The organism is Streptomyces sp. A2-16 (assembly GCF_018128905.1).
In the GTDB taxonomy this organism is placed as follows: domain Bacteria; phylum Actinomycetota; class Actinomycetes; order Streptomycetales; family Streptomycetaceae; genus Streptomyces.
On record NZ_CP063808.1, the window covers coordinates 1,331,368 to 1,355,831 of the forward strand.

The following is a 24,464-nucleotide window of genomic DNA, read 5'->3' on the forward strand; positions in this document are numbered from 1 at the left end:
GGGTTCGACCGTCGACTCTATCGCCAGTCCGACAAAATGAGCAGGGGACCCCACGGATGAGCGGACCGGGCACCTGCGACGATAGGGGGCGTGGCAGGTTCGAACGGCAAGCAGAAGACGGTCCGGGACATGATTCTCTCCCTGGGCCTGATCGGGATCGCGGCGGCGGTCATCTACGTGTTCATCCCGCACGACGACTCCGCTCCGGACATCAAGACGGTCGACTATCGCGTCGAGCTGCTCACGGCCCGCCGCGCGGCCTCCTACCCGGTGGCCGCGCCCGAGGGCCTGTCGGCCGGCTGGAAGGCGACCTCGGTGCGCTTCCGGGGTGACCAGTTCGACGCCTGGCACCTGGGCTTCCAGGCCCCTGGCGATCAGTACGTGCAGATCGAGCAGTCGACTCAGAAGCCCGCGGAGTTCATCGACGAGGCCAGCCAGGGCGGCGAGGCGACCAAGGAGACCCGGCAGATCGCCGGCCGCACCTGGACGCGGTACACGGGCGGCCGCTACGACGCCCTCGTGCACCAGGGCGACGGGGCGACGACGGTGGTCGCGGGCACGGGATCGCTCGCCCAGCTGACCGAGATGGCGAAGTCGCTGAAGACGGCCTGACGGCACGGCGCCGAACTGACGGCACGGCGCTGAAGACGGCGTGACGGCATGAGAAAGGGCCCCCACCCGGTGGGGGCCCTTTTCCGTGTCACGCGTCTCAGACGGTGGTGACCACGTCGTCGTACGCCAGTCGCGGGGAGCGCGGGAACCAGGCGTCGTCGCCCGGCTTGCCGATGTTGACGACCATCAGCGGGGTGTGGTCGTCGTCCAGGAACTCCTTGCGGACGCCCTCGAAGTCCAGACCGGTCATCGGGCCGGCGGCGAGGCCCGCGGCACGGACGCCGATGATGAAGTACGCGGCCTGCAGGGCGGCGTTCAGCCCGGCGGCACCCTCACGGGCGGGGCGCTCGCTGAAGAAGACGTCCTTGGCCTGCGGGAAGTGCGGGAAGAGCTCCGGCAGCTCCTCGTGGAACTCGTTGTCCGCGGAGAGGATCGCGACCAGCGGGGCGGTGGCGGTCTTGGGCTGGTTGCCCTCGGCCATGTGCTGGACCAGGCGCTCACGGGCCTCGGCGGAGCGGACCAGGGTGATGCGCAGCGGGCTCTGGTTGAAGGCGGTCGGGCCGTACTTGACCAGGTCGTAGATCGCCTGGACCTGCTCGTCGGTCACCGGCTCGTCGGTGAAGGTGTTCGCGGTGCGGGCCTCGCGGAACAGCAGGTCCTGGGCGGCGGGGTCAAGAACGAGAGACATGGTGAAACCTTCTCGGGATGTACGTCGGTCCCGTAAACGGACCGTGGACCGGTTGACCCCCCTGACGGTACGCGACTGAAGTTCAACCTTCAACAAAAAGCGGGGCGTGGTGATCCGCTTCACAGATCACCCGGTCCTCGCGCGCGGCCCGCGGCCGTCCGCGGCTACTCGGAGTCGCCCTCGCCCTCGTCCGACTCCTCGGCCAGCGCCGCGTCCAGTCGCGCCCGCGCCCCGTCCAGCCAGCGCCGGCACACCTTGGCGAGCTCCTCGCCCCGCTCCCAGAGCGCGAGGGACTCCTCGAGCGTCGTACCGCCCGCCTCCAGCCGCCGTACGACCTCGATCAGTTCGTCCCGCGCCTGCTCGTAACCGAGCGCCTCTTCCGCCACCTTGCTGGTCATCCGCCCACCCTATGCATCGACTCGGACAGTGAACTCACCCTCGGCGACCCGCGCCCTGAGGGTCTCCTCCGCCGCCACCTCGTCCGGCGCCCGCACCACATGTCCGTCGGCCTTCTGGAGCACCGCGTACCCGCGCTGAAGGGTCGCGGCGGGGGAGAGGGCCACCACGCGCGCGTGCGTGTGCGTCAGCTCGGAGTCGGCGCGGTCCAGCAGATGGCCCAGGGTGCGGCGGCCACGGTCGGTCAGGGAGGCCACGTGGTCGGCGCGCTCGTCGATCATCCGGTGCGGATCCTCTATCGACGGCCGCGCGAGCGCGTGCGCCAGCCCCCGCTCCTCGCGCTGGAGGAAGGACTCGACACAGCGCCGCGCGCGGTCCCTGAGCGCCCGCACCCGGTCGTACTCCTCCCCGACATCCGGTACGACCTTCTTGGCCGCGTCCGTCGGCGTGGAGGCCCTGAGGTCGGCGACGTAGTCGAGCAGCGGGGTGTCCGGTTCGTGGCCGATCGCCGACACCACCGGCGTGCGGCAGGACGCGACCGCCCGCACCAACTGCTCGTCGGAGAACGGCAGCAGGTCCTCCACGCTGCCCCCGCCGCGCGCCACGACGATCACGTCCACCTCGTCCAGCGCGTCGAGCTCCTTGACCGCCTGCACGACCTGCGGCACCGCGTGCACACCTTGCACCGGCACATTGCGCACCTCGAAGCGGACCGCGGGCCAGCGGTGCCGGGCGTTCTCCAGGACGTCCCGCTCGGCGGCCGAGGCGCGCCCGCAGACCAGCCCGATCAGCTGCGGCAGGAACGGCAGCGGCTTCTTGCGCTCCGCCGCGAACAGCCCCTCCGCCGCGAGGGACTTCTTCAGCTGCTCCAGGCGTGCCAGCAGCTCACCGACCCCGACCGGCCTTATCTCGGTGGCCCGCAGCGAGAGCTGCCCACGCGGCGCGTACCACTCCGGTTTCGCCAGTACAACGACCCGGGCGCCCTCGCTGACGACATCGGCGACGTCGTCGAAGACCTGGCGGAAGCAGGTCACGCTCACCGAGATGTCGTACGACGGGTCGCGCAGCGTGAGGAAGACCACGCCGGCGCCCGGGCGCCGCGAGAGCTGGGTGATCTGGCCCTCGACCCAGACGGCGCCGAGGCGGTCGATCCAGCCGCCGATGAGGCGCGACACCTCGCCGACGGGCAGGGGCGCTTCGGGGGTCGAGTTCACAGCCATGCCGCGAGCGTAACGGCCGGGTACGACAACGCACCGTCACCGGTCGTGAACTACCCGGTGGCTTCCCGCCGTCCCCGCTGACCCAGCAGCACCGCCAGCCCCACGGCGAACCACACCGCGCCGACGACCTGGGCCGCCCGCGACGCCTCCACGATCACCGCCACGGTGATCGCCGCCCCGACGACCGGCACCAGCACGTGCCGCCACCAGATCACCGGGCCACCGCGCCTGCGGACCGCGAACCAGCCCACCACGCTCGCGTGCAGCAGCGTGAAGGCCGTCAGGGCCCCGATGTCGACCACGGACACCAGATGGTCCATGCCGTCGTCCCGGCGCGCCGCCCACACCGCCGCGACCAGGGTGATGACGGCCGCGCACAGCAGAGCCACCCTGGGCACGCCCGCGTCCGTCCTCGCGAGCGCTCGGGGCAGCCGTCGGTCGCGGCCCATCGCGAACAGCAGCCGCCCGGCCGCCGCCTGTCCCGCGAGAGCGGCGAAGGCCGCGCCGATCGCCTTGCTGACGGCCACCAGATCGTGCAGCCAGGTGCCGACCGCCGAGTCCACGGTGTCGTAGAACGCGGACCCCTGTCTGCCCGGGTCCGCCGCGTACTGCGCCGAGGCCGTCGGATCAAGCAGGGCCACCAGATAGGTCTGCGCCACGAACAGCACGCCCGCCAGGGCCAGACAGAACAGCACCGCGCGCGCGACCTTCGCCGAACCGCCGGTGACCTCCTCCGCGAAGGAGGCGATCGCGTCGAAGCCCAGATACGACAGGACGGCGACCGAGACCGCGCCGATCACCGCCGACAGCGCGAACGCGCCCTGGGTGCCGTCCCCGGACAGCGGCGACAGCCAGCCGCGCTCGGCGCCGTCCCGCGCGAGGACGACGACCGCCGACACCACGAAGACCAGCAGGACCACGATCTCCATCGCCAGCACCAGGAAGCCCACCCGGGCCGCCGCCCGCACGCCCCACAGGTTCAGCAGGGTCGTGACGACCACCGCGAGCGCCGTCCACACCCAGCGCGAGACCTCCGGGACCAGGGAGTTCATGGCGATGCCGGAGAACAGGTACGCCACGGCGGGGATGAGGAGGTAGTCCAGCATCGCCATCCACCCTGCGACGAACCCGGCCCTGCTGCCGAGCCCCGCGCGCGCGTAGGCGAACACCGATCCCGCCCGGGGGACGACTCGCACCATTTGCGCGTAACTGAATGCGGTGAACGCCATCGCCACGGTGGCGACGACATAGACGAGGGCGACCGCTCCGTGCGACTTGGCGTCCAGCGTGCCGTAGACGCCGACCGGCGCCATGGGGGCGATGAACAGCAGTCCGTAGACGACGAGGTCCCGAAAGCCCAGGCTGCGCCGCAGGTCGCCGGGTGCCTCCTCGGTCGTACGGTCCGCCGTGCCGGTACCGGACATCGCGCCTCCGCCTGTGCCTCGCCCGTCCCGTCCCTCACTTCTCCCGGTCAGTCTCCCCGGGAAGGTCACCGGCACGCGATCTTTGACCGGCCGAACGCGGCCTTACGATGGGACGCATGACCGCTTCGTCTGGCCGCCGTGTCCTGCTCGCCGCCCCCCGTGGCTACTGCGCGGGGGTGGACCGCGCCGTGATCGCCGTCGAGAAAGCCCTGGAGCAGTACGGCGCTCCGGTGTACGTCCGGCACGAGATCGTCCACAACAAGTACGTCGTACAGACCCTGGAGAAGAAGGGCGCCATCTTCGTCGAACGGACGGAGGAGGTCCCGCCGGGCAACATCGTCATGTTCTCGGCCCACGGCGTCGCCCCCGTCGTCCACGACGAGGCCGCGCGCGGCAAGCTCGCCACCATCGACGCGACCTGCCCGCTGGTCACCAAGGTCCACAAGGAAGCCGTCCGGTTCGCGAACGAGGACTACGACATCCTGCTGATCGGGCACGAGGGCCACGAGGAGGTCATCGGCACCTCCGGCGAGGCCCCCGACCACATCCAGCTCGTCGACGGCCCGGCCGATGTCGCCAAGGTCGAGGTCCGTGACCCGTCGAAGATCGTGTGGCTCTCCCAGACGACCCTGAGCGTGGACGAGACCATGGAGACCGTCGACGCCCTCAAGGAGAAGTTCCCGCAGCTCATCTCCCCGCCCAGCGACGACATCTGCTACGCCACGCAGAACCGCCAGCTCGCGGTCAAGCAGATGGGCGCCGAGGCCGAGCTGGTCATCGTGGTCGGCTCCCGAAACTCCTCCAACTCCAAGCGGCTCGTCGAGGTCGCCAAGCTGGCCGGCTCCCGCGAGGCATACCTCGTGGACTTCGCGAGCGAGATCGACGAGGCCTGGCTGGAGGGCGTGACCACGGTCGGCGTGACCTCGGGCGCCTCGGTGCCGGAGGTGCTCGTCGAGGAGGTCCTGGAGTGGCTGTCGCAGCGCGGCTACGGCGACGTGGAGCTCGTGAAGGCGGCCGAGGAGTCCATCACCTTCTCGCTGCCGAAGGAACTGCGCCGGGACCTGCGCGAGGAGGCCGCGGCGCTGGTCGCGGAGCGCAAGGGGACCTCCGAGGCGTGACTGTCCGTCGTCCGTCGTAACGTAGGGCCATGCAGATCTTCGGCTTGGACATCGGCGGATCCGGGATCAAGGGCGCCCCTGTGGACCTGGACAAGGGCGACCTGACGCAGGAGCGTCACAAAGTGCTCACCCCGCAGCCGGCGACGCCCGACGGCGTCGCCGACGGGGTGAAGCAGGTCGTGGACCACTTCGGCTGGACCGGCCCGGTCGGGCTCACCTTCCCGGGCGTGGTCACCGACGGATCGCACATCCGCACCGCGGCCAATGTCGACAAGAGCTGGATCGACACCGACGCGCGCGCGTTGTTCGGCGAGCGGCTCGGCGGCCTGCCGGTGACCGTGGTCAACGACGCGGACGCGGCGGGTGTCGCCGAGGTGAGCTTCGGTGCGGGCAAGGACCGCAAGGGCACCGTCATCCTGCTCACCTTCGGCACCGGCATCGGCAGCGCGGTCTTCGTCGACGGCGTCCTCGTCCCCAACACCGAGCTCGGCCACCTGGAGCTGCATGGCCACGACGCCGAGAAGAAGGCGTCCAGCAAGGCCAGGGAGGACGAGGAGCTCACCTGGGAGCACTGGGCGCGCCGGGTCCAGAAGTACCTCGCCCATGTCGAGATGCTCTTCTCGCCCGAGCTGTTCATCATCGGCGGCGGCGTCAGCCGCAAGGCCCAGAAGTTCCTGCCCCACATCGAGGGCATCCAGGCGGAGATCGTCCCGGCGCAGCTGCAGAACAACGCGGGGATCGTGGGCGCGGCGATGCGGGCGGCGCAGGAGTAGGAGGCCCGGGCCATGGGCCTCGCGCCCCACGGCCCCTCCGCCTGGCCGTGTGGTGCCGGCCCATGTCAGCGTGAGCGGCGCCGTACCAGGCGGATCCGGCGGACCAGTGCGATGAGGCCGGCGGCCAGGGTGCCGGCGTAGAGCCAGCCGGCCTGCGTGGCCAGCGCGGTGAACAGGCCCATCAGGCGGCCCGAGGTGCCCCCGCTGCTGTCGGCGACGGGCACGAGTCCGACGGCGAAGGCGATCGGGACGATGATCGGGGCGGTCAGCAGATCGCCCCGGCGCATCCAGACCGCGGTCAACACGCTGACCGGCACGAACAGCACGCCGTACGCCGTCAGCCACGGGCCGAACAGCAGGGAGACGAGACAGCCGAGCACGAACATCAGCGCGGTGCAGAACAGACCGCCGCCGAGCCCGGTGAGCCGGGGGTTGGGCAGCCGTCGCAGCGTCCGGACCACGGGCGGTGGCGGACGGCGGGCCACCGGCGGTCGGCGCTCGCCGCGGGCCTGCGCGGGCAGTGGCGCTGCCGGTGCCGGTCGTCGCGTTCCGTTGTGCGGGGGGCGGGTCCTGTGTTGCTCCACTGGACCAACTTAGGTCTGTTTATGTGCGGAATCGGCTCTCGGACACGCCGTGGGAAAGACCTTGGCCATGCGTTCGAGAGGGCCGCCGAAGCGGGGTACGGCACGCCGTAGACTGGTGGATCGGCCCCCTGGCCGCCAGTCTCCTCACGTCTCCTCTCACGTACGGGAAGTCGCAACGTGTCGCTCACGATCGGAATCGTCGGTCTGCCGAATGTCGGCAAGTCGACCCTGTTCAACGCCCTGACCAAGAACGACGTGCTGGCGGCCAACTACCCGTTCGCCACGATCGAGCCGAACGTCGGCGTGGTCGGTGTCCCGGACCCGAGGCTGGCGAAACTGGCCGAGATCTTCTCCTCCCAGAAGATCCTCCCGGCGACCGTCGACTTCGTGGACATCGCGGGCATCGTGAAGGGTGCCTCGGAGGGTGAGGGCCTGGGCAACAAGTTCCTCGCGAACATCCGTGAGTCGGACGCGATCTGCCAGGTCATCCGTGCCTTCAAGGACGAGAACGTCGTACACGTCGACGGCAAGGTCTCGCCCAAGGACGACATCGAGACGATCAACACCGAGCTGATCCTCGCCGACCTGCAGACCATCGAGAAGGTCCTGCCGCGCCTCCAGAAGGAGTCGCGGATCAAGAAGGACGTCGCGCCGAAGGTCGCGGCCGTGGAGGCGGCGAAGGAGATCCTGGAGAAGGGCGACACGCTGTTCTCGGCGGGCATCGTCCAGGGCTCCGGCAACGAGGAGCTCCTCCACGACCTGCACCTCCTGACGACCAAGCCGTTCCTCTACGTCTTCAACGTCGACGAGGACGAACTGGTCGACGACGGCTTCAAGGACGAGCAGCGCGCCCTGGTCGCCCCGGCCGAGGCGATCTTCCTGAACGCGAAGCTGGAGGCGGACCTCGCCGAGCTGGACGAGGAGGACGCCCTGGAGCTCCTGGAGTCGGTCGGCGCCGAGGAGCCCGGCCTCACCACCCTCGCCCGCGTCGGCTTCAACACGCTCGGCCTCCAGACCTACCTCACGGCAGGCCCCAAGGAATCCCGCGCCTGGACCATCAAGAAGGGCGCGACGGCCCCCGAAGCGGCCGGCGTCATCCACACGGACTTCCAGAAGGGCTTCATCAAGGCGGAGGTCATCTCCTTCGAGGACCTGGTGGAGACGGGCTCGGTGGCCGAGGCCCGCGCGAAGGGCAAGGCGCGGATGGAGGGCAAGGACTACGTCATGCAGGACGGGGACGTGGTGGAGTTCCGCTTCAACGTGTGAGCCGCACGGATGCAGCCCCTCAGCCCCCCACCGCCCGACACGCCCGCGCGTAGCCCCGCACCAGCGGCCGCCCCGCGTCCTCCTTGCGCCAGGCCAGCACGTATCTGCTCGGGCCTATTCCGCGCACCGGGCGGGTGACCACGCCGCCCAGGGTGATCAGCGGGGCGTTGCCGGCGGCCACGAGGCAGATGCCCAGGCCGGCGACGAGGGCTTCGTAGGTCTCCTCCGTGCCGGCGATCTCCGCGCCGATGCGGGGCGGGCGGCCGGACCGTTCGTCGAGGGCGAGCCAGAAGTCGCGCAGGGGGCCCGCGCTCGGTGGCAGGGCGAGGAACGGCTCGTCCTCCAGGTCGGCGAAGTCCACCTCCTCACGGGTGGCGAGGGGGTGGCTGTCGGGGAGGGCGACCAGGCGGGGTTCCTCGGCGACCGGGGTCCACCCGTAGCGCTCCTCGTCGGGCAGCGGCAGCCACACGAACGCGACCTCCGTCTCCCCGTCCGCCAGGCCCGCGGTGGGGTCCTGCCAGCCCACCTGCCGCAGTCGTACGACCGCCTCCGGATGTGCGGCCGTGAAGCGGGACCGGATCGCCGGCAGCAGGCCGCCGCGGCCGGGGCTGGTGCTCATGCCCACCACCAGCGTGCCGCGCCCCGCCGCCCTGGCCGTCGCCATCGCGGTGTCCGCCGCGGACCAGGCAGCCAGCACCTGCCGGGCGTGCGGCAGCAGGGCCTCACCCGCCTCCGTGAGCAGCACGCCCCGCCGGTCCCGCCGGAACAGCTCCACGCCCAACTGCCGTTCCAGCGCCCGGATCTGCTTGCTCAGCGCGGGCTGCGACACGTACAGCCGCTCGGCCGCGCGCGTGAAGTGCAGTTCCTCGGCCACCGCCAGGAAATAGCGCAGGTCCCGTACATGCACATCCGTCGTCATAGCCATCGGTTATCACTGTGGGTCTTGGACCGGCAACCGACTTCCGCAGCAGGCTGATGCGTGGAACCACCGGGAAGACCCGAGAGGCGAGGTGTCATGAACAAGGTGTGGCTGATCACGGGAGCGAGCAGCGGGTTCGGGCGGGCCATCACCGAGGCCGCGCTGGCCGACGGCGATGTCGTGGTCGGTGCCGCCCGCAGGCCCGAGGCGCTGGACGACCTGGTGGCCGCTCACCCCGACCAGCTGGAGGCGCTGCGTCTGGACGTGACCGACTCGGCCGCCGCACAGGCCGCGGTGGGCGACGTGCTGGCCCGCCACGGACGGATCGACGTACTGGTCAACAACGCGGGCCGAACCCATGTCGGCGCCTTCGAGGAGACCACCGACGAGGAACTGCGCGAACTGTTCGACCTGCACGTCCTGGGTCCCGCGGCCCTCACCAGGGCCGTGCTGCCCTCCATGCGCGAGCGGCGGTCGGGGGCGATCGTGCAGATGAGCAGCATGGGCGGGCAGCTGTCCTTCGCGGGATTCTCGGCGTACAGCGGGACGAAGTTCGCGCTGGAGGGCATGTCCGAGGGGCTCGCCGACGAGGTGCGGGAGTTCGGTGTCAAGGTGCTGATCGTGGAGCCGGGAGCCTTCCGCACCTCGCTGTTCGAGACGGGCCGGGCGGGGGTCAGCGCCGACAGCGGGGTCTACGCCAAGGTGAGCGAGACCCGCGGGTTCGTCTCCGGCGGCGACGGCAGCCAGGCCGGCGATCCGGCGAAGGCGGCCGCGCTGATCCGGGCCGCGCTCGACGCCGAACGGACCCCGCTGCGGCTGCCCCTCGGCGAGGACGCGGTGACCGCGGTGCTCGACCATCTCGACGGCGTGCGCGCCGACGTCGCCGCCTGGGAGAAGAGCACTCGGGCCACCGCCTTCGACGACTGATGACGGACAAGCGGCGCTGACGACCGGCGCTGACGGCCCGTGCTGACGGCCCGTGCTGACGGCCGGTGCTGACGACCGGTGCTGACGGCCGGTCAGCCGAACGCCGCCGGTTCCTTCACCCACCCCGCCGTCAGCGCCAGCCGTGTCTCGCGGTGCACGGCGAGGAAGCCGAAGGGGCGGTCGAAGGCGGCCGTGACCACGGTCGAGGTGTACCCGAGCGGGGCCCCGCCAGGCGCCGCGCCCGGCGCCGCCGCGACCGCCGTCACCGCGGCCGCCTCGAAGCCGAGTGCGTCGAAGCGGGCCAGGACGGACTGCCGGGCGGAGCCGACGGTCAGCGGCGAGACGCTGATGCCGGGGAAGTGCCCCTGCCGCGCGTCCCGTGCCGCGGTGAGCCCGAACAGCCCGTGCAGCTCCAGCAGATCGTGGTGCGCCCGCACCTCGAACGCCGCCGTCGTCACCTCCAGCGTCGGCTGCCGAGGGGTGGCACAGGGCCGCTCCTCGACCCGCAGCCCCGGCCCCGCGGGCCCGTACGGAAGCAACGACCCCCGTACGACCGGACAGGTGTCGTCGAGCGCGGCCGTTCCCGCCGCCATCACCTGACCCGGCGTCATGTGCTCGTCCCCGAGCAGCAGATGGACGTCGATGCCGTGGTCGCCGAGCACCCGCACCTCGGTGACCCGGCCCTCGGGCGCGGCCGCCACCCCGACCCGGTCCAGCCGCACGCTGAGCCGGTGCAGCCCGCGCAGGGTGCGGCCCTGCCAGGGGCCCGCGGACGGCCGTACCGGACGCACCTCGAAGGGCCGCAGCCACGTGGTCCGCAGGGCCAGCGCGCTCGCCAGCACCAGCTCGGTGTCGTCCCGCGCCTCCACCGGCATCCGCGCGATCAGCCCGCCGGTCCGTTTCGCGGCCCAGGCGTCCATCTCCCGCTGGTCGAGGGCGGGATCGCCGGTGAGGACCCCGAGCGCGTCGACGGGCAGCCCGGTCTCCCACTCCTCGCGCAGCTCCAGCGTCCGCCTGGTCCACAGTCCGAGGGCACAGTCCAGCGCCCGCTCGTCGGCCAGTCCCGCGAGCAACTCCCTTGCCGCCGCGGCCGCTTGCTCCGCGGGCACCCCGAGGGCCCGCGCCAGCTCGGCCCGCGCCGCCCCCTGCGCCCCGTCGGCCAGGAAGGCCAGCAGCGGCCACACCCCGGCGGCCGAGAACACGGTCCCCCCGGAGGACACCCCCGCCCACCGCGCCGTGAGCCCGTTCACCACCTGGGCCGTCGCACCCGTGATCGGCATTCCACCCCGCCCGCCCCGCGCATACCATGCGCCCTGTCGTACGTCAGTTCCCCGCCACTGCCTGAACCAGGAGCACGGTACCCGTGTCCATACCCCCGCCCCCTGGGCCCCACCAGCCCGCCCCCGCCCAGGGGCCGTCCCCGGCCCCGGACCCGTACGCTCCGCCGCCGCAGGGACAGTCGCCGTACGGGCCGCCGGCACCGGGACCGCAGCCCTACGGACAGCCTCAGGGACCGCAGTCGTACGGGCAGCCGTACGGGCAGCCGTACGGGCAACCCTATGGCCCGCCGTACCAGACCTGGGGGCAGGGCTACAGCCCTTACGCCCGGCCCTCCTCCGTCAACGGCCTCGCCATCGCCTCCCTGGTGCTCGGCGTCCTGTGCTGCTTCCCGGGCGTGGGACTGCTGCTCGGCGTGATCGCGCTGGTGCAGATCAGGAAGAAGGGCCAGTCCGGCAAGGCGCTCGCGATCACCGGGTCGATCCTGTCGTCGCTGGGGCTCGCCCTGTGGGTGCTGGTGCTCGCCACCGGCGGGCTCTCCGACGCGTGGGAGGGGTTCAAGAAGGGCGCGACCGAGGGCACGGCCTTCTCGGTGGTCAAGGGCCAGTGCTTCGTCGCGCCGGGGGAGTCCCTCGAAGGGCTGACCTACGACGTCAAGGAGGTGCCCTGCGCGGGTGAGCACGAGGGCGAGGTGTTCGGCGCGTTCAGGATGACCGGCTCCACGTTCCCCGGGGACAGCGCGGTCTCCGACGCCGCCGACGCGAAGTGCTACCCGCTGCGGGACGCCTACGTCATGGACACCTGGGCGCTGCCCGAGGACGTGGACGTGTACTACTTCGGTCCGACCCGGCAGAGCTGGCGCCTCGGCGACCGCGAGGTCACCTGCATCTTCGGCAACACCGACGAGAAGGCCACCCTGACCGGCTCGCTGCGCGCCGACGAGAGCACCCTCGACGCGGACCAGGTCACCCTTCTGAAGTCGCTCAACGCCATGGACACCGTGCTGTGGGAGGAGCCCGAGGAGTACCCCGAGGACGACCTGCCCGGTTACCAGGACTGGTCGCGGGACGTCCACGGCACCCTCGACCGGCAGATCGGGGCGCTGCGCGCGCACTCCTGGCCGGCCAAGGCCGACAAGCCGGTCGCGGCCCTGGTCAAGGACCTGGAGAAGGCGCGCGCCGAGTGGGCGAAGGCGGTCACCGCGGCCGAGAACGACGACATCGACACCTTCTACACCCACTACGACAAGGGCTACGCCTACGTCGACGGCTCCAGCACGGTCACCGCACGCAAGGCTCTGGGGCTGGCCACCAAGCGGCCGACGTACGACGAGGACTACGGCGACGGGGGCGGTGACTCGACTGGAGGCGAACTCGATGTGTGATCGCGGCCATAGCGGGGAGAAAGTGCCTGCGTAAAGACCGCCACCGGAACATGTCATCACATCGAGTGATTCTCTGGCCTTTGCTTGCATGGCCCAACCCACGGTTGCCAGGCTGTTGCTGTCTGTACAACCTGATGGGAGCGGCCAGTGACATTCGGTGAGCAGCCGGCGTACCTGCGCGTCGCGGGTGATCTCCGCAAGAAGATCGTCGACGGTTCGCTGCCACCGCACACCCGCCTGCCGTCCCAGGCCAGAATCCGCGAGGAGTACGGCGTCTCGGACACCGTCGCGCTGGAGGCCCGCAAGGTGCTGATGGCCGAGGGTCTGGTCGAGGGCCGCTCCGGCTCCGGGACGTACGTCCGCGAGCGTCCCGTGCCCCGCCGTATCGCCCGCTCCGGCTACCGCCCGGCCTCCGGTGCCACGCCCTACCGGCAGGAGCAGGCCGACGGGGAGGGGCGCGGCACCTGGGAGTCCAGCAGCAGGCAGACCGAGGCCTCCGTCGCCATCGCGGAGCGGCTCGCCATCCGGCCGGGGGACCGGGTGATGTGCACGAAGTACGTCTTCCGGGAGGCCGGTGAGCCCATCATGCTCTCCACCTCCTGGGAGCCCCTCGCGGTCACCGGGCGCACCCCCGTGATGCTCCCCGAGGAGGGCCCCCTCGGCGGCATGGGCGTGGTCGAGCGCATGGCCGCCATCGACGTCGTCGTGGACAACGTCACCGAGGAGGTGGGCGCCCGCCCCGGCCTCGCCGAGGAGCTCCTCGCCCTGGGCGGTGTCCCCGGGCATGTCGTCCTCGTGGTCCACCGCACCTACTACGCCTCGGGCCGCCCCGTGGAGACGGCAGACGTGGTGATTCCGGCCGACCGCTACCAGGTCGCGTACCACCTTCCGGTGAAGTAGCGCGCGCCCCGGGGAAGTTGCCCCGGGCGAGCGCTCAACCGGCCCTCAGGCGAACGCCGTTCGAATTCGGCCGTTCTCGCAGGTCGACACTGCTGTTTCCGGGGCGCTCCCGGTCGGAGGCATGGCCGCCCACCGGGGGCGCGTCGACAATCGCGCGCCCCCTGTCGGAGGAGTCCGTCCTGGCTGGTTGCGTACCTCTTTGTGAAAACGCGTGTTCGCTGCGTAAAGGTTGGGCGTAGGCTCGGGCATATGCGGATTGCGGTTTCCTTATCGGGTGGGGCTCGACGCAGGTCGGGAAGGGGCGGTGGGGCGCGGTGAACGACGGCACGATCACTCTTCCCTGGCTCGTCATACGACAGGACGACAACGGCAATCGCTACCGCGTGGGCAGGTACGCGACCAGGGCGGAGGCCCAGAAGATCGCCGACAGCCTCGATGCCCGCGGCCACAAACAGCTCTACTGGGTCGAGCGCATCGGCCCCAACGGCGCGAGTTCCGCCGACTGACGGAGCCTCCCGTAGGCTCCGCCGCATGACGGAACGGATCGTGGTGGTGGCGGCCGCCCTCTATGACGGCGACCGCCTCCTCGCAGCCCGCCGCAGCGCGCCTCCTGCGCTGGCCGGCCGTTGGGAGCTGCCCGGGGGCAAGGTGGAGGACGGCGAGAGCCCGCAGGAGGCCCTGTCCCGGGAATTGCGTGAGGAACTGGGCGTGGAGGCCGAGGTGCTGGAGCGGGTCCCCGGTGAGTGGCCCCTGAAGCCCCCTTACGTCCTCCAGGCCTGGACGGCCCGCCTCCTCCCGGACTCCCCGGACCCCAAACCCCTTCAGGACCACGACGAACTGCGCTGGCTGACCCCCGAGCGGATCGGGGAGGTGGACTGGCTCGACCAGGACGTGGAGGCCATCGGCGCGCTGAGGGCCTTCACGGGTGCGGGAGACCGCCCGGCCGGCCCCCATGAACCCGCACCCGCACGACGGCGAGTGCCCCCGAGCTCCTAGGCGCCCCTGTTACACCATTCGGCGCGGTACTGCACCCTCAATATCGGGTATGTGCCCCTTAACCCCACGAAAGCGGACATGGGCTGGCCCGGGATGTGATCGGCGTGATCGACACCGAAGGCGACTGTGCCAAGTGGACGTTCCCGGCGGACCCGGGCGCCGTTCGCGCTGCCCGCGCGGCTGTCAGGGACCGGCTGGCCGCCTGGAACCTCGACGGCCTCGCCGACGTCGCCGCCCTGCTGGTCAGTGAACTGGTGACCAACTCCCTGCGGCACGCCACCGGCCCCATCGGCGTCCGTCTGGTCCGTCCCGGGACCGACGGCATCCTCCGGGTGGAGGTCTCCGACCCCCTGCCCGACCCGCCCCGCGAACGCGTCGCCGACCTGGACGACGAGAGCGGCCGCGGCCTGCAACTGGTCGCCAATGCTGCCGACCGTTGGGGTACCCGGCCCGGAGCCACGGGCAAGACGGTCTGGTTCGAACTCTCGATACCGGTATGAAAGGGGCCTGATCGCGGTGAAGAACGCCTGTACGACACCCCAACCCCTGTCCACCGAGTGGTTCAGGCCGGTGGCGGTTGTCGGCAGACGTGATTCGACGACGTGTCCGCTGGTTAGAAGACTGGAAGTGTTGTCGCAGCCCGGACCGAAAACCGTCGGGATCGTGCTGTGATCGTGAACACCGTGTTGTGCGGCGCCGTAGTGCTGGATACTGCGGGCAGCCGCCCCCGGTGACCGGTACCGGACGCGGTGAGCTGGAGGGGACGGTTCGCGTGAGCGAGATACCAGCGAAGGCCACGGAGTCGAAGGACCCGTCGGACGGCGCGATGGCGGAGGCCGCGGGCGACGCCGTGGTACCCGTCGGTCACGGTGACGGGCCGTCCGGTGACGCCATGTGGCAGAGCAGTCCACCCGGTTCGATCTACGACTACATCAAGGTCGCGTCCTTCTCCATAGGCCCCGACGGCCTTGTCGACCAGTGGAGCCTGCGCGCCGAGCAGCTCTTCGGCATCCCCGCCGGGCACGCCGTCGGCATGGACCCCATCGAGGCGTTCATCGACCCGGACCTGCGCGCACAGGGCCAGCGCAAGATGGCGGAGATCCTGGACGGTCGCGAGTGGACCGGTGTGGTCCCCTTCCGGGTGCCCGCGGCGGCCGGTGAGGGCGAGTGCGGCCGGGAGGGCCTCGCCGAGGTCTACGTCATGCCGACGCGCACCGAGGAGGGCGAGAAGGCCGCCGTCTGCATCGTCGTCGACGTGCGCACACTCCGGAGCATCGAGACCGACCTCGCCGCCTCGCAGGCGATTTTCGGTCAGTCTCCCTTCGGGTTTGTTCTGATCGATCCCGATCTGCGGGTCCGTCGCGTCAACTACCGTTTCGCCTCCCTCTTCGGCGGCAGCCCGGACGACCACCGCGGCAAGGGCGTCCACGACTATCTGCCGCGTCCCGAGGCCGAGCGGGTCAGCGCGACCCTGCGCCGGGTCCTGGAGACCGGCGACTCCATCACGGACATGCACGTCACGGGCTTTCTGCCGGGCTCCGACGAGCGCCGCCACTGGTCCATCAACCTCTACCGGGTGCGCAGCGGCTCCGGGCGGCCCATCGGGATCGCCTGGCTCGGTACGGACATCACCGCCCGCCGCGCCGCCGCCCGTGAGGCCGCCGCCGCCCGGCGCAATCTCGCCCTCTTGAACGAGGCCGGCGCCCGCATAGGGAACTCGCTCGACCTGGAGACCACGGCCCGGGAACTCCTCGACGTGGTCGTCCCCGGCTTCTGCGACCTGGCCACCGTCGACCTCTACCAGGGCCTCCTGGCCGGCGACGAGACCCCGCCGGGGCTCGCCGACGGCAGCGCCGAACTGCGCCGGGTCGCCTTCGCCAGCGCGGTCTCCGACGCCCCCTTCATCGGCTCGGGTGACCCCGTCTCGGTCGGCGCGGTCCACCACTACCCCTTCAACTCGCCCTGCGCGGACGCGCTGCGCACCGCCCGTCCGCAGTACATCCCGGCCGAGGAGGGCGGTCTCGTGCAGTCCACGCTCGCGGTGCCGATGGTCGCCCACGACACCGTCGTAGGACTAGCGCAGTTCGCCAGGACCAAGGGCAGTGAGCCGTTCGGGGACCGGGACCGCGATCTCGCCGTGGAACTGGCCGCGCGGGCCGCCGTCTGCATCGACAACGCGCGTCTGTACCGGCGGGAGCACGAGCGGGCGTTGATACTGCAGCGGTCCCTGCTGCCCCCGGGCGACCCGGTCGCCGCGGGCCTGGACATCGCCTGCCGCTATCTGCCCGGCGACTCCTCCGCGGACCGCCCCAGCGAGGTCGGCGGCGACTGGTTCGACGTCATAGAACTGCCCGGACACCGCACCGCGTTGGTGGTCGGGGACGTCATGGGCCGCGGTCTGCGCGCGGCGGTGGCGATGGGTGAACTGCGCTCCGCCGTCCGGACGCTGGCCCTCCTGGACCTCGAACCGGCCGAGGTCCTCTCCGCGTTGGACGAGATCGCCCGCGGGCTCGGCGCCCCCGGCGGGGTCCAGCAGGCCACCCGCGCGGCCCGCCGCCCCCGTGAGGCGGACCTGTCCGAGGTGTACCTGGCGACCTGCGTCTACGCCGTCTACGACTCGGTGACCCGCCGCTGCACCTTCGCCAACGCGGGCCATCTGCCGCCCGTGCTGGTCGAACCCGGCGAGGACGCCATGATGCTCGACGTGCCGCCCGGCATGCCGCTCGGCGTCGGTGGCGAGCCCTTCGAGGAGGTCGAGGTCGAACTGCCCGAAGGCGCCCTGCTCGCGCTCTACACGGATGGACTGGTCGAAAGCCGCGATCACCCCCTGGACGAGGGCCTCCAGGCGTTCGTCGGCGCGCTCACCGACCCCTCCGCCCCCCTGGAGGACGTCTGCGACCACGTCCTCAACACCCTCGACACCCATCACGGCGAGGACGACATCGCGCTCCTGATGGCACGTGTCCAGGGCCTGCCCGCCGACTCCGTCGGCGACTGGACCCTCCCGCGCGAGCCCCGCAGCGTGGGCCGGGCCCGGGAGTACGCCCGCGACCGGCTGCTCAGCTGGGACCTGGAGCCCCTGGTCGACACCACGGAACTCCTGGTCAGCGAGCTGGTCACCAACGCCCTGCGGTACGGCGAGGGTGAGATCCGGCTGCGGCTCCTCCTGGACCGCACCCTGGTCTGCGAGGTCTGGGACTCCGGCCTGGTCCAGCCCCGCCGCCGTCGCGCCCGGGACACCGACGAGGGCGGCCGGGGCCTGCAACTGGTCGGCCTCCTCAGCGCCGCATGGGGCTCCCGGCGCACCCCGCGCGGCAAGACGGTGTGGTTCGAACTGCCCCTGCCGGACGGGGAGAGCGGCATGGTGGACCCGGCGGAGGCCCTGCTGAGCCTGTTCTAGGCAGGGTGCCCGCGCAGGCGCACGTCCTGTTCGGCGAGGTCACGCGCCTCGCGGGCCAGGGCGTCCGCCCGTGCGGGACCGTCGGCCGACCGTGCCCTCGACAGCAGGACGCGGGGCGCGGCACCCACCGCCTCGCGGTGGACGGTGACGCAGTCGTCCGCCGCGGCCAAGGACTCCAGGGCGACCAGCCGCGCGGCCGCAGCGAGCGCGCCGGACCGGCCGGTCGCCAGGGGCGCGGTCGCGTGCACGATCCGGCGCAGGACACCGAGCGGGTCGTAGGGGTGCCCGGACGTCGTCTCCTGCCGTACGGCGGCCAGGACCGCGTCGGCGTGCAGGAGCCGGGCGTGGGTCCCGCCCTCGTCCGCGGTGCCGTCGCGGAAGGGGGCCAGTTCCGCCTCCGCGCCCGTGAGGGCGGGCCGGATCAGCCGGGCGGCCTCGGCGCGGGTCCCGCGCAGCCGGGTCACGGCCGTCACGAGCACGTCCGCCCGGGAGATCGCCGTCTCCGCCGCCCGCAGGTGCGCGGCCGCCTCGTCCGGCCGGCCGGAGGCGGTGGCCTGATGGGTCCGGTTGAGCTGGACGGTGGCGGTGACCAGGCTGTCCTTGGCCAGCTCGACGTATCCGGTGACGGAGCCGGCGACCGGCTCGGTCTCCGCCTCGGCCGTGCGGGCGGTCAGCTCACGGAACCTGCTCTCCGCCGACGCCAGGGCCCCGGACGGGTCCCGGTCCAGGCCGCGCAGGGCGCGCAGGTTCTCCGCCGCTGTCGCCAGCAGCCGGCCGGCCTCCTCGCAGCGACCCACGACTCCGGCGAGGGCGGCCGCCTCCTCCGGTACGCCCTCGTCGTATCGCCGCCGTATCGCGCAGGCCGCCGCCAGTTCGGCCTCCGCCGCCTCGGCCGCCTCCCGGAAGGGAGCCATCGCCCCGGCGCCGAACCCGGCCTCGGCGAAGGGCAGTTCCTCACGGAAGGCGCGCAGACGGTTGTCGGCGTCGACCAGCGCGGCCCGGGAACGGTCGTCGAGGCCGGCGAGCGCGGGCGTGGCGGCGGGGGCGGGGTAGGCGCCGACGTGGGTCGTGCCGGGCCGCGCCGGTGTCGTACGGCTGCGGGTGCGGCGTATCCGGCGGACCGAGCCGTAGGCGGCGAGGACCACCACCACGACCAGGGCGGCCACCGGCAGGACGAGATCGGCGCCGGAGGACTCCGCCTCCGCGGGGGCGGCGGCGCTGACCCGGGCCCCTGCAACCGGAACGTCGTCATTGATCGTCATCCACGGCAGCACCAGCCACACGACCCCGGCCACCACGCCCAGCAGGGCATGCGCCACCCGCACGGATATGTGCGAGCGGCCCCGCCGAGGGCGGCCCCGTATCAAGGATGACGTCACAATTCGGAGCGTATGGGCCGGATTGCGGGGGCGCGAGCGGGATGGGGTGAGCGGGGGTACGGCGAGGGACGGGGGAGCGGATGTCGGACGGGGAGAGCGTGCAGGCCGACGGGGAAGCCGTGGAGGCCGACGAGGGTGCCGTGGAGGAGAAGGACGAGCCGTCGTCGCCGAAGCCGAGACGGCGGCGCTGGATCCGTCGCAGTGCCCTCGGACTCGTGCTCGTCGTCCTCGTGCCGCTCCTCACCGCCGCCGTCGCCCTGCGGCTCAACTTCACCGGCGACCCGGCCGACGGCACCTTCACCCGCGACAAGGACGCGATCTGGCTCGGGCACGCCTGGGTGGACGGCCGCAGGACGGACGCCGACGTCACCGCCTTCGCGCGCCGCCTGCGGAACACCGGCATCCGGGACCTGTACGTCCACGCGGGACCCCTGGAGCACGACGGGACCCTGCCCGAGTCGGCGTACCCGAAGGCGCGTTGGCTGATCGGCGCCGTGCACCGGGCGGCCCCCGGAATCCGTGTGCAGGCCTGGCTCGGGGACAGGCTCGCCACCGAGAGCCCGGACGGCATGCGCCTCGCCGAGAACGACACCCGCGCCGCCGTCGTCCGGTCCACCCGGCAGATCCTCGCCGCCGGGTTCGACGGCGCCCACGTCGACCTGGAACCCCTGCACTCCGGCGACCGGAACTACCTCGACCTCCTCGACACCCTCCACCAGGTCACCCGCGAACACGGCGTCCCGCTCTCGGTCGCCGCCCACCAGATCGACCCGCTGCCCGCCCTGCACTCCGTCGCGGGCACCCTCGCCGGGCACCCCAAGTGGTGGTCGCAGGCCTACTTCGGCCAGGTGGCGCGCCGGGTCGACCAGATCGCGGTGATGTCGTACGACACGAGCACACCGCTGGACAGCCTGTACGGCGGCTATGTCGCCCAGCAGACCTCCCTGGCACTGGAGGTCACCCCGCGGTCCACCGATCTGCTGATGGGCCTGCCCTTCTACCGGGAGAACAACTTCGACCACTGGGCCTTCGCCGAGACCGTCCCGGCGGCCGTCCGGGGCGTCCGGCTCGGGCTCTCCCGCACGGACGCGGACCGCGTGAACTTCGGTGTGGCGCTGTACGTCGACTTCGCGGCCACGGAGGCGGACTGGACGGCGTACGAGAGGGACTGGGTCCGCTAGAAAACCACCTGCGAACCGGTGCGCCGCGCTGCGACGATCTGCCGGATGACCCCCACCCGCAGACACCTCACCCGCGACGACCTCGCCCCCCTCGCCCGCGCCGCGACCGGCCGCGCCCTCACCGGCGTCACCCGGCTCCGCGGCGGCAGCAAGAAGGGGGTCTACCGGCTGGCCCTCGACGACGACAGCACCGTCGTCGCCTACGTCTGGTCCCCGGACGAGGACTACTGGGACGCCGGTCCCTCCGACCCCCGCGACCCCTTCTCCGCCGGCACCGGTCCCGGTGTCTTCACCGCCGCTCACGACCGCCTGGTCGCGGCGGGTGTCCGCACCCCGCGTCTGCTGTACGCCGACACCGCGACGGACGCCGTGGTCGTCGAGGACCTGCGGGGCGGGACTCTGGAGGAGGCCCTGGAGCGGGACCCGGCCGCCGGGCGCGCGGCGCTGCAGCGGCTCGCCGCCGAGCTCGCGACCCTGCACGCGCAGGAGGGCCCCGCCTTCGGCAAGGTCCGACTCGTCGACGGCGGCGGCACCTCGTCGTCGCCGTCCGCGGCCCGGCGCGTCACCGAGGGCGCCCTGCGCCACATCGAGCAGGCCGCCCTACGCGACGACCGGATCGCCGCCGTACGCGAAGAGCTCGAAGCGAGCGTACGACGGCTCGCGGCAGCCGTCCGCCCCCGCGAGCGGCACACCCTCATCCACGGCGAACTCGGCCCCGACCACGTCCTGTTGGACGACCGCGGCCGGCCCGCCCTCATCGACGTCGACGGCCTGATGTACTTCGACGCGGAGTGGGAGCACGTCTTCCTGCGGATCCGTTTCCAGGAGCGCTACGACGCCCTGCGCGCCCCGGCCGGCACGCTGGACGAGGACCGGATGCGGCTGTACCGCCTCGCCATGCACATGTCCCTGGTCGCCGGTCCCCTCCGCCTGATCGAGGGTGACTTCCCGAACCCCGGGTGGATGCGGGAGATCGCCGAACACAACCTGGTCAGGGTGCTGGAGCTCGTGCGACGATGATCGATGTGCACGAGACGCTGGTGATTCTCGCGGTGCTGGTCCTCACGGTCGGGGCGGGACTCTCCCTCGCCGCGATCACCGCAGGCTGGATCGCGCCGGGCGCGGGACGAGCCAAGGTGCTGCGGCCCCGTGTGTGGGGCTACGGCACCCTGGTCGCCATGGCCGGGATCGGCACGTACCTGTTCGTCGGCCCGCTCCAGGGACCGGACATGGGGCACTTCCCGGTCGCGATGGGCGGCATGGCCGTGTTCTTCGTGGGACTGTACGTCCAGCGGCGGGCCTTCAGGCCGGCTACGAAGACCTCCTCCTGATCTTCGACCCCAGCCACACCAGCGGGTCGTACTTGCGGTCGACCGCCCGTTCCTTCAAGGGGATCAGCGCGTTGTCCGTGATCTTGATGCCCTCGGGGCAGACCTCCGTGCAGCACTTGGTGATGTTGCAGTAGCCGAGACCGTGCTCGTCCTGGGCCGTCTTCTTGCGGTCCAGGCCGGAGTCCTCCGCCGCGTCCAGGGGATGCATGTCCAGCTCCGCGACCCGCATGAGGAACCGGGGCCCCGCGAAGGCCGGCTTGTTCTCCTCGTGGTCGCGCACGACATGGCAGGTGTCCTGGCACAGGAAGCACTCGATGCACTTGCGGAACTCCTGCGAGCGGTCCACGTCCTCCTGCATCATCCGGTACTCGCCGGGCCCGAGATCCGGCGGCGGCACGAACGCCGGGACCTCGCGCGCCTTCTGGTAGTTGAAGCCGACGTTCGTGACCAGGTCCCGGATCACCGGGAAGGCCCGCAGCGGGGTGACGGTGATCGTCTCCTCCGGCGTGAACACCGACATCCGGGTCATGCACATCAGCCGGGGGCGGCCGTTGATCTCCGCCGAGCACGAACCGCACTTGCCCGCCTTGCAGTTCCAGCGGACCGCGAGATCGGGCGCCTGGGTGGCCTGGAGGCGGTGGATGATGTCCAGCACCACCTCGCCGTCGTTGACCTCGACCTTGAAGTCCTCGAGGTCGCCGCCCTTCACATCACCCCGCCACACCTTGAAGTGGGCCGTGTAGCCGCTCATTCGTACAGCTCCTCTTCGGCGAGGTACTTGACCAGCTCCTCCTTGTCGAAGAGGGCGAGCAGGTCGGCGCGGATGGGGTCGGTGGTCTCACGGGTGAGGTCGATCTGACCGCGGACCGGGTCCGTGGCCGCCAACCCGCCCGTCGGGTCGGCCAGTTGGCACAGCAGGTTGATGTTGCGCCACTTGCGGTCCATCGCCGGATGGTCCTCACGGGTGTGCCCGCCGCGCGACTCGGTCCGCTCCAGCGCGGCCCGCGCCACGCACTCGCTGACCAGCAGCATGTTCCGCAGGTCCAGTGCGAGGTGCCAGCCCGGGTTGAACTGCCGGTGCCCCTCGACCCCGGCCCGGCGGGCCCGTACCCGCAGGTCCGCGAGCTTCTCCAGGGCCTGTTCCATCTCGCCCTCGCGGCGGATGATGCCGACCAGGTCGTTCATGGCCTGCTGAAGTTCCTGGTGCAGGGTGTACGGGTTCTCCGGAGGCCCTACGGCGGGCTCCGCGCCCTCCGCGGAGAACGGGCGCAGCGCCTCGGCCGCCGCCGCGTCGACCTGGGTCTCGTCCACCGGCGGACGTGCCGCCGCGAGAGCGGTCGCGTACTCCGCCGCGTGCCAGCCCGCCCGGCGGCCGAAGACCAGCAGGTCGGAGAGAGAGTTGCCGCCGAGCCGGTTGGAGCCGTGCATACCGCCCGCGACCTCACCGGCCGCGAACAGTCCCGGCACTCCGCGTGCCTCGGCGGTGTCCGACTCGACCGCGACACCGCCCATCACGTAGTGACAGGTCGGCCCGACCTCCATCGGCTCGGCCGTGATGTCGACGTCGGCCAGCTCCTTGAACTGGTGGTACATGGAGGGGAGCCGGCGCCGGATGACCTCCGCCGGCATACGGGTGGACACGTCCAGGAACACTCCGCCGTGCGGGGAGCCGCGGCCCGCCTTCACCTCGGAGTTGATGGCCCTGGCCACCTCGTCGCGCGGCAGCAGCTCGGGAGGACGCCGGTTGTTGTCCGGGTCCTCGTACCAGCGGTCGCCCTCCTCCTCCGACTGGGCGTACTTCTCCTTGAAGACGTCGGGGATGTAGTCGAACATGAACCGCTTGCCCTCGGAGTTCCTGAGCACCCCGCCGTCGCCGCGGACCGACTCGGTGACGAGGATGCCCTTCACCGACGGGGGCCAGACCATGCCGGTCGGATGGAACTGCACGAACTCCATGTTCAGCAGGGGAGCTCCGGCCAGCAGCGCCAGCGCGTGGCCGTCGCCGGTGTACTCCCACGAGTTCGACGTGACCTTGAAGGACTTGCCGATGCCACCGGTCGCGATGACCACGGCAGGCGCTTCGAGGACGAAGAAGCGGCCGGTCTCACGGTCGTAGGCGAAGACGCCGCTCACGCGCGAGCCGTCCTTCAGCACCCGGGTGACCGTGCACTCCTGATAGACCTTCAGGCGCGACTCGTAGTCACCGGTCTCCTTCTTGTCCTCCTGCTGGAGGGACACGATCTTCTGCTGGAGGGTGCGGATCAGTTCGAGGCCGGTGCGGTCGCCGACGTGGGCGAGGCGCGGGTACTCGTGGCCGCCGAAGTTGCGCTGGGAGATCCGGCCGTCCTTCGTGCGGTCGAACAGGGCGCCCCAGGTCTCCAGCTCCCAGACCCGGTCCGGGGCCTCCCGGGCGTGCAGTTCGGCCATCCGCCACTGGTTGAGGAACTTCCCGCCGCGCATGGTGTCGCGGAAGTGGACCTGCCAGTTGTCGTTCGAGTTGGCGTTGCCCATGCTGGCCGCGATGCCGCCCTCGGCCATCACCGTGTGCGCCTTGCCGAACAGGGACTTGCAGATCACGGCGGTGCGGGCACCGCGCTCGCGGGCCTCGATGGCGGCCCGCAGACCGGCGCCTCCGGCGCCGACTACTACGACGTCCCATTCCTGCCGGTCGACCACGGACATCAGAAG

The 24,464-nt window shown here is 71.5% G+C and carries 24 protein-coding genes; 14 read left to right on the forward strand and 10 right to left on the reverse strand.

Annotation, left to right across the window (positions count from 1 at the left end; all coding sequences use genetic code 11):
* The first annotated feature begins 90 nt into the window (after positions 1-90).
* Complete coding sequence (locus IOD14_RS06250) at positions 91-612, forward strand: DUF4245 domain-containing protein (RefSeq protein ID WP_123991427.1); 522 nt, start codon at positions 91-93, stop codon at positions 610-612.
* A gap of 97 nt (positions 613-709) precedes the next feature.
* Here the strand turns inward: IOD14_RS06250 and IOD14_RS06255 are convergent, their stop codons facing one another.
* The 4 genes from IOD14_RS06255 to IOD14_RS06270 all read right to left on the reverse strand — a co-directional run bounded on the left by IOD14_RS06255 (position 710) and on the right by IOD14_RS06270 (position 4,340).
* Positions 710-1,300, reverse strand: coding sequence for a malonic semialdehyde reductase (locus IOD14_RS06255; protein WP_123991428.1), 591 nt, complete (start codon positions 1,298-1,300; stop codon positions 710-712).
* 164 nt (positions 1,301-1,464) lie between these two features.
* Positions 1,465-1,698, reverse strand: coding sequence for an exodeoxyribonuclease VII small subunit (locus IOD14_RS06260; protein ID WP_123991429.1), 234 nt, complete (start codon positions 1,696-1,698; stop codon positions 1,465-1,467).
* Positions 1,699-1,707: 9 nt separating this feature from the next.
* Positions 1,708-2,916 (reverse strand): exodeoxyribonuclease VII large subunit, encoded by a 1,209-nt coding sequence (xseA, locus tag IOD14_RS06265; protein ID WP_212669842.1) that lies wholly within the window; start codon positions 2,914-2,916, stop codon positions 1,708-1,710.
* Positions 2,917-2,966: 50 nt separating this feature from the next.
* Positions 2,967-4,340 (reverse strand): APC family permease, encoded by a 1,374-nt coding sequence (locus IOD14_RS06270; protein WP_123991431.1) that lies wholly within the window; start codon positions 4,338-4,340, stop codon positions 2,967-2,969.
* A gap of 107 nt (positions 4,341-4,447) precedes the next feature.
* Between IOD14_RS06270 and IOD14_RS06275 the strand changes: the two genes are divergently transcribed.
* Both IOD14_RS06275 and ppgK read left to right on the forward strand, forming a co-directional pair.
* On the forward strand, positions 4,448-5,458 hold the full coding sequence (locus IOD14_RS06275; protein ID WP_123991432.1) for a 4-hydroxy-3-methylbut-2-enyl diphosphate reductase: 1,011 nt from the start codon (positions 4,448-4,450) through the stop codon (positions 5,456-5,458).
* Between the two features lie 29 nt (positions 5,459-5,487).
* Positions 5,488-6,231 carry a polyphosphate--glucose phosphotransferase gene (gene ppgK / locus IOD14_RS06280; protein WP_123991433.1) on the forward strand — a complete coding sequence of 248 codons (744 nt, stop codon included), beginning with the start codon at positions 5,488-5,490 and terminating at the stop codon, positions 6,229-6,231.
* 65 nt (positions 6,232-6,296) lie between these two features.
* Here ppgK and IOD14_RS06285 read toward each other — a convergent pair whose 3' ends face one another.
* Complete coding sequence (locus tag IOD14_RS06285) at positions 6,297-6,815, reverse strand: DUF6542 domain-containing protein (protein ID WP_123991434.1); 519 nt, start codon at positions 6,813-6,815, stop codon at positions 6,297-6,299.
* A 177-nt stretch (positions 6,816-6,992) separates the two neighbouring features.
* On the opposite strand from IOD14_RS06285, the gene ychF reads away from it, so the two are divergent.
* Complete coding sequence (gene ychF / locus IOD14_RS06290; protein WP_123991435.1) at positions 6,993-8,081, forward strand: redox-regulated ATPase YchF; 1,089 nt, start codon at positions 6,993-6,995, stop codon at positions 8,079-8,081.
* A gap of 19 nt (positions 8,082-8,100) precedes the next feature.
* Here ychF and IOD14_RS06295 read toward each other — a convergent pair whose 3' ends face one another.
* A complete protein-coding gene (locus IOD14_RS06295; RefSeq protein ID WP_212669843.1) occupies positions 8,101-9,006 on the reverse strand; it encodes a LysR substrate-binding domain-containing protein in 906 nt (301 codons plus the stop codon).
* A gap of 90 nt (positions 9,007-9,096) precedes the next feature.
* Here IOD14_RS06295 and IOD14_RS06300 point away from each other — a divergent pair, with 90 nt between their 5' ends.
* Entirely contained in the window at positions 9,097-9,927 is an 831-nt protein-coding gene (locus IOD14_RS06300; RefSeq protein WP_123991437.1) for an SDR family NAD(P)-dependent oxidoreductase, read from the forward strand.
* Between the two features lie 92 nt (positions 9,928-10,019).
* Here the strand turns inward: IOD14_RS06300 and IOD14_RS06305 are convergent, their stop codons facing one another.
* On the reverse strand, positions 10,020-11,207 hold the full coding sequence (locus IOD14_RS06305) for a serpin family protein (protein WP_212669844.1): 1,188 nt from the start codon (positions 11,205-11,207) through the stop codon (positions 10,020-10,022).
* 83 nt (positions 11,208-11,290) lie between these two features.
* Here IOD14_RS06305 and IOD14_RS06310 point away from each other — a divergent pair, with 83 nt between their 5' ends.
* The 6 genes from IOD14_RS06310 (at position 11,291) to IOD14_RS06335 (ending at position 17,885) form a co-directional block, all read left to right on the forward strand.
* Entirely contained in the window at positions 11,291-12,589 is a 1,299-nt protein-coding gene (locus IOD14_RS06310) for a DUF4190 domain-containing protein (RefSeq protein WP_212669845.1), read from the forward strand.
* Positions 12,590-12,736: 147 nt separating this feature from the next.
* Complete coding sequence (locus IOD14_RS06315) at positions 12,737-13,489, forward strand: GntR family transcriptional regulator (protein WP_123991440.1); 753 nt, start codon at positions 12,737-12,739, stop codon at positions 13,487-13,489.
* Positions 13,490-13,803: 314 nt separating this feature from the next.
* Positions 13,804-13,995: an SPOR domain-containing protein gene (locus IOD14_RS06320; protein WP_007384464.1), complete on the forward strand. Its 192-nt coding sequence runs from the start codon at positions 13,804-13,806 to the stop codon at positions 13,993-13,995.
* 25 nt (positions 13,996-14,020) lie between these two features.
* A complete protein-coding gene (locus IOD14_RS06325) occupies positions 14,021-14,485 on the forward strand; it encodes a (deoxy)nucleoside triphosphate pyrophosphohydrolase (RefSeq protein WP_123991441.1) in 465 nt (154 codons plus the stop codon).
* Positions 14,486-14,580: 95 nt separating this feature from the next.
* On the forward strand, positions 14,581-14,985 hold the full coding sequence (locus IOD14_RS06330) for an ATP-binding protein (RefSeq protein ID WP_212669846.1): 405 nt from the start codon (positions 14,581-14,583) through the stop codon (positions 14,983-14,985).
* A gap of 272 nt (positions 14,986-15,257) precedes the next feature.
* A complete protein-coding gene (locus IOD14_RS06335) occupies positions 15,258-17,885 on the forward strand; it encodes a SpoIIE family protein phosphatase (protein WP_123991443.1) in 2,628 nt (875 codons plus the stop codon).
* Here the strand turns inward: IOD14_RS06335 and IOD14_RS06340 are convergent.
* Positions 17,882-19,264: a hypothetical protein gene (locus IOD14_RS06340; protein ID WP_249125853.1), complete on the reverse strand. Its 1,383-nt coding sequence runs from the start codon at positions 19,262-19,264 to the stop codon at positions 17,882-17,884. The genes IOD14_RS06335 and IOD14_RS06340 overlap by 4 nt on opposite strands.
* A gap of 80 nt (positions 19,265-19,344) precedes the next feature.
* Here IOD14_RS06340 and IOD14_RS06345 point away from each other — a divergent pair, with 80 nt between their 5' ends.
* From IOD14_RS06345 to IOD14_RS06355, 3 genes are read left to right on the forward strand one after another with little or no spacing between them, the layout of a single operon-like run.
* Entirely contained in the window at positions 19,345-20,445 is a 1,101-nt protein-coding gene (locus IOD14_RS06345) for a glycosyl hydrolase family 18 protein (RefSeq protein WP_212669847.1), read from the forward strand.
* 45 nt (positions 20,446-20,490) lie between these two features.
* The gene (locus IOD14_RS06350; RefSeq protein WP_212669848.1) at positions 20,491-21,465 is read left to right on the forward strand and encodes a phosphotransferase; all 975 of its coding nucleotides are present in this window, start codon (positions 20,491-20,493) and stop codon (positions 21,463-21,465) included.
* Positions 21,462-21,776: a hypothetical protein gene (locus IOD14_RS06355; protein WP_123991445.1), complete on the forward strand. Its 315-nt coding sequence runs from the start codon at positions 21,462-21,464 to the stop codon at positions 21,774-21,776. Before IOD14_RS06350 ends, IOD14_RS06355 begins: the two co-directional genes overlap by 4 nt.
* Here the strand turns inward: IOD14_RS06355 and IOD14_RS06360 are convergent.
* Positions 21,757-22,527, reverse strand: a complete 771-nt coding sequence (locus IOD14_RS06360; RefSeq protein ID WP_123991446.1) for a succinate dehydrogenase/fumarate reductase iron-sulfur subunit — start codon at positions 22,525-22,527, stop codon at positions 21,757-21,759. The genes IOD14_RS06355 and IOD14_RS06360 overlap by 20 nt on opposite strands.
* Positions 22,524-24,458 carry a fumarate reductase/succinate dehydrogenase flavoprotein subunit gene (locus tag IOD14_RS06365; RefSeq protein WP_123991447.1) on the reverse strand — a complete coding sequence of 645 codons (1,935 nt, stop codon included), beginning with the start codon at positions 24,456-24,458 and terminating at the stop codon, positions 22,524-22,526. The genes IOD14_RS06360 and IOD14_RS06365 overlap by 4 nt, the downstream gene beginning before the upstream one ends.
* Between the last annotated feature and the right edge of the window lie 6 nt (positions 24,459-24,464).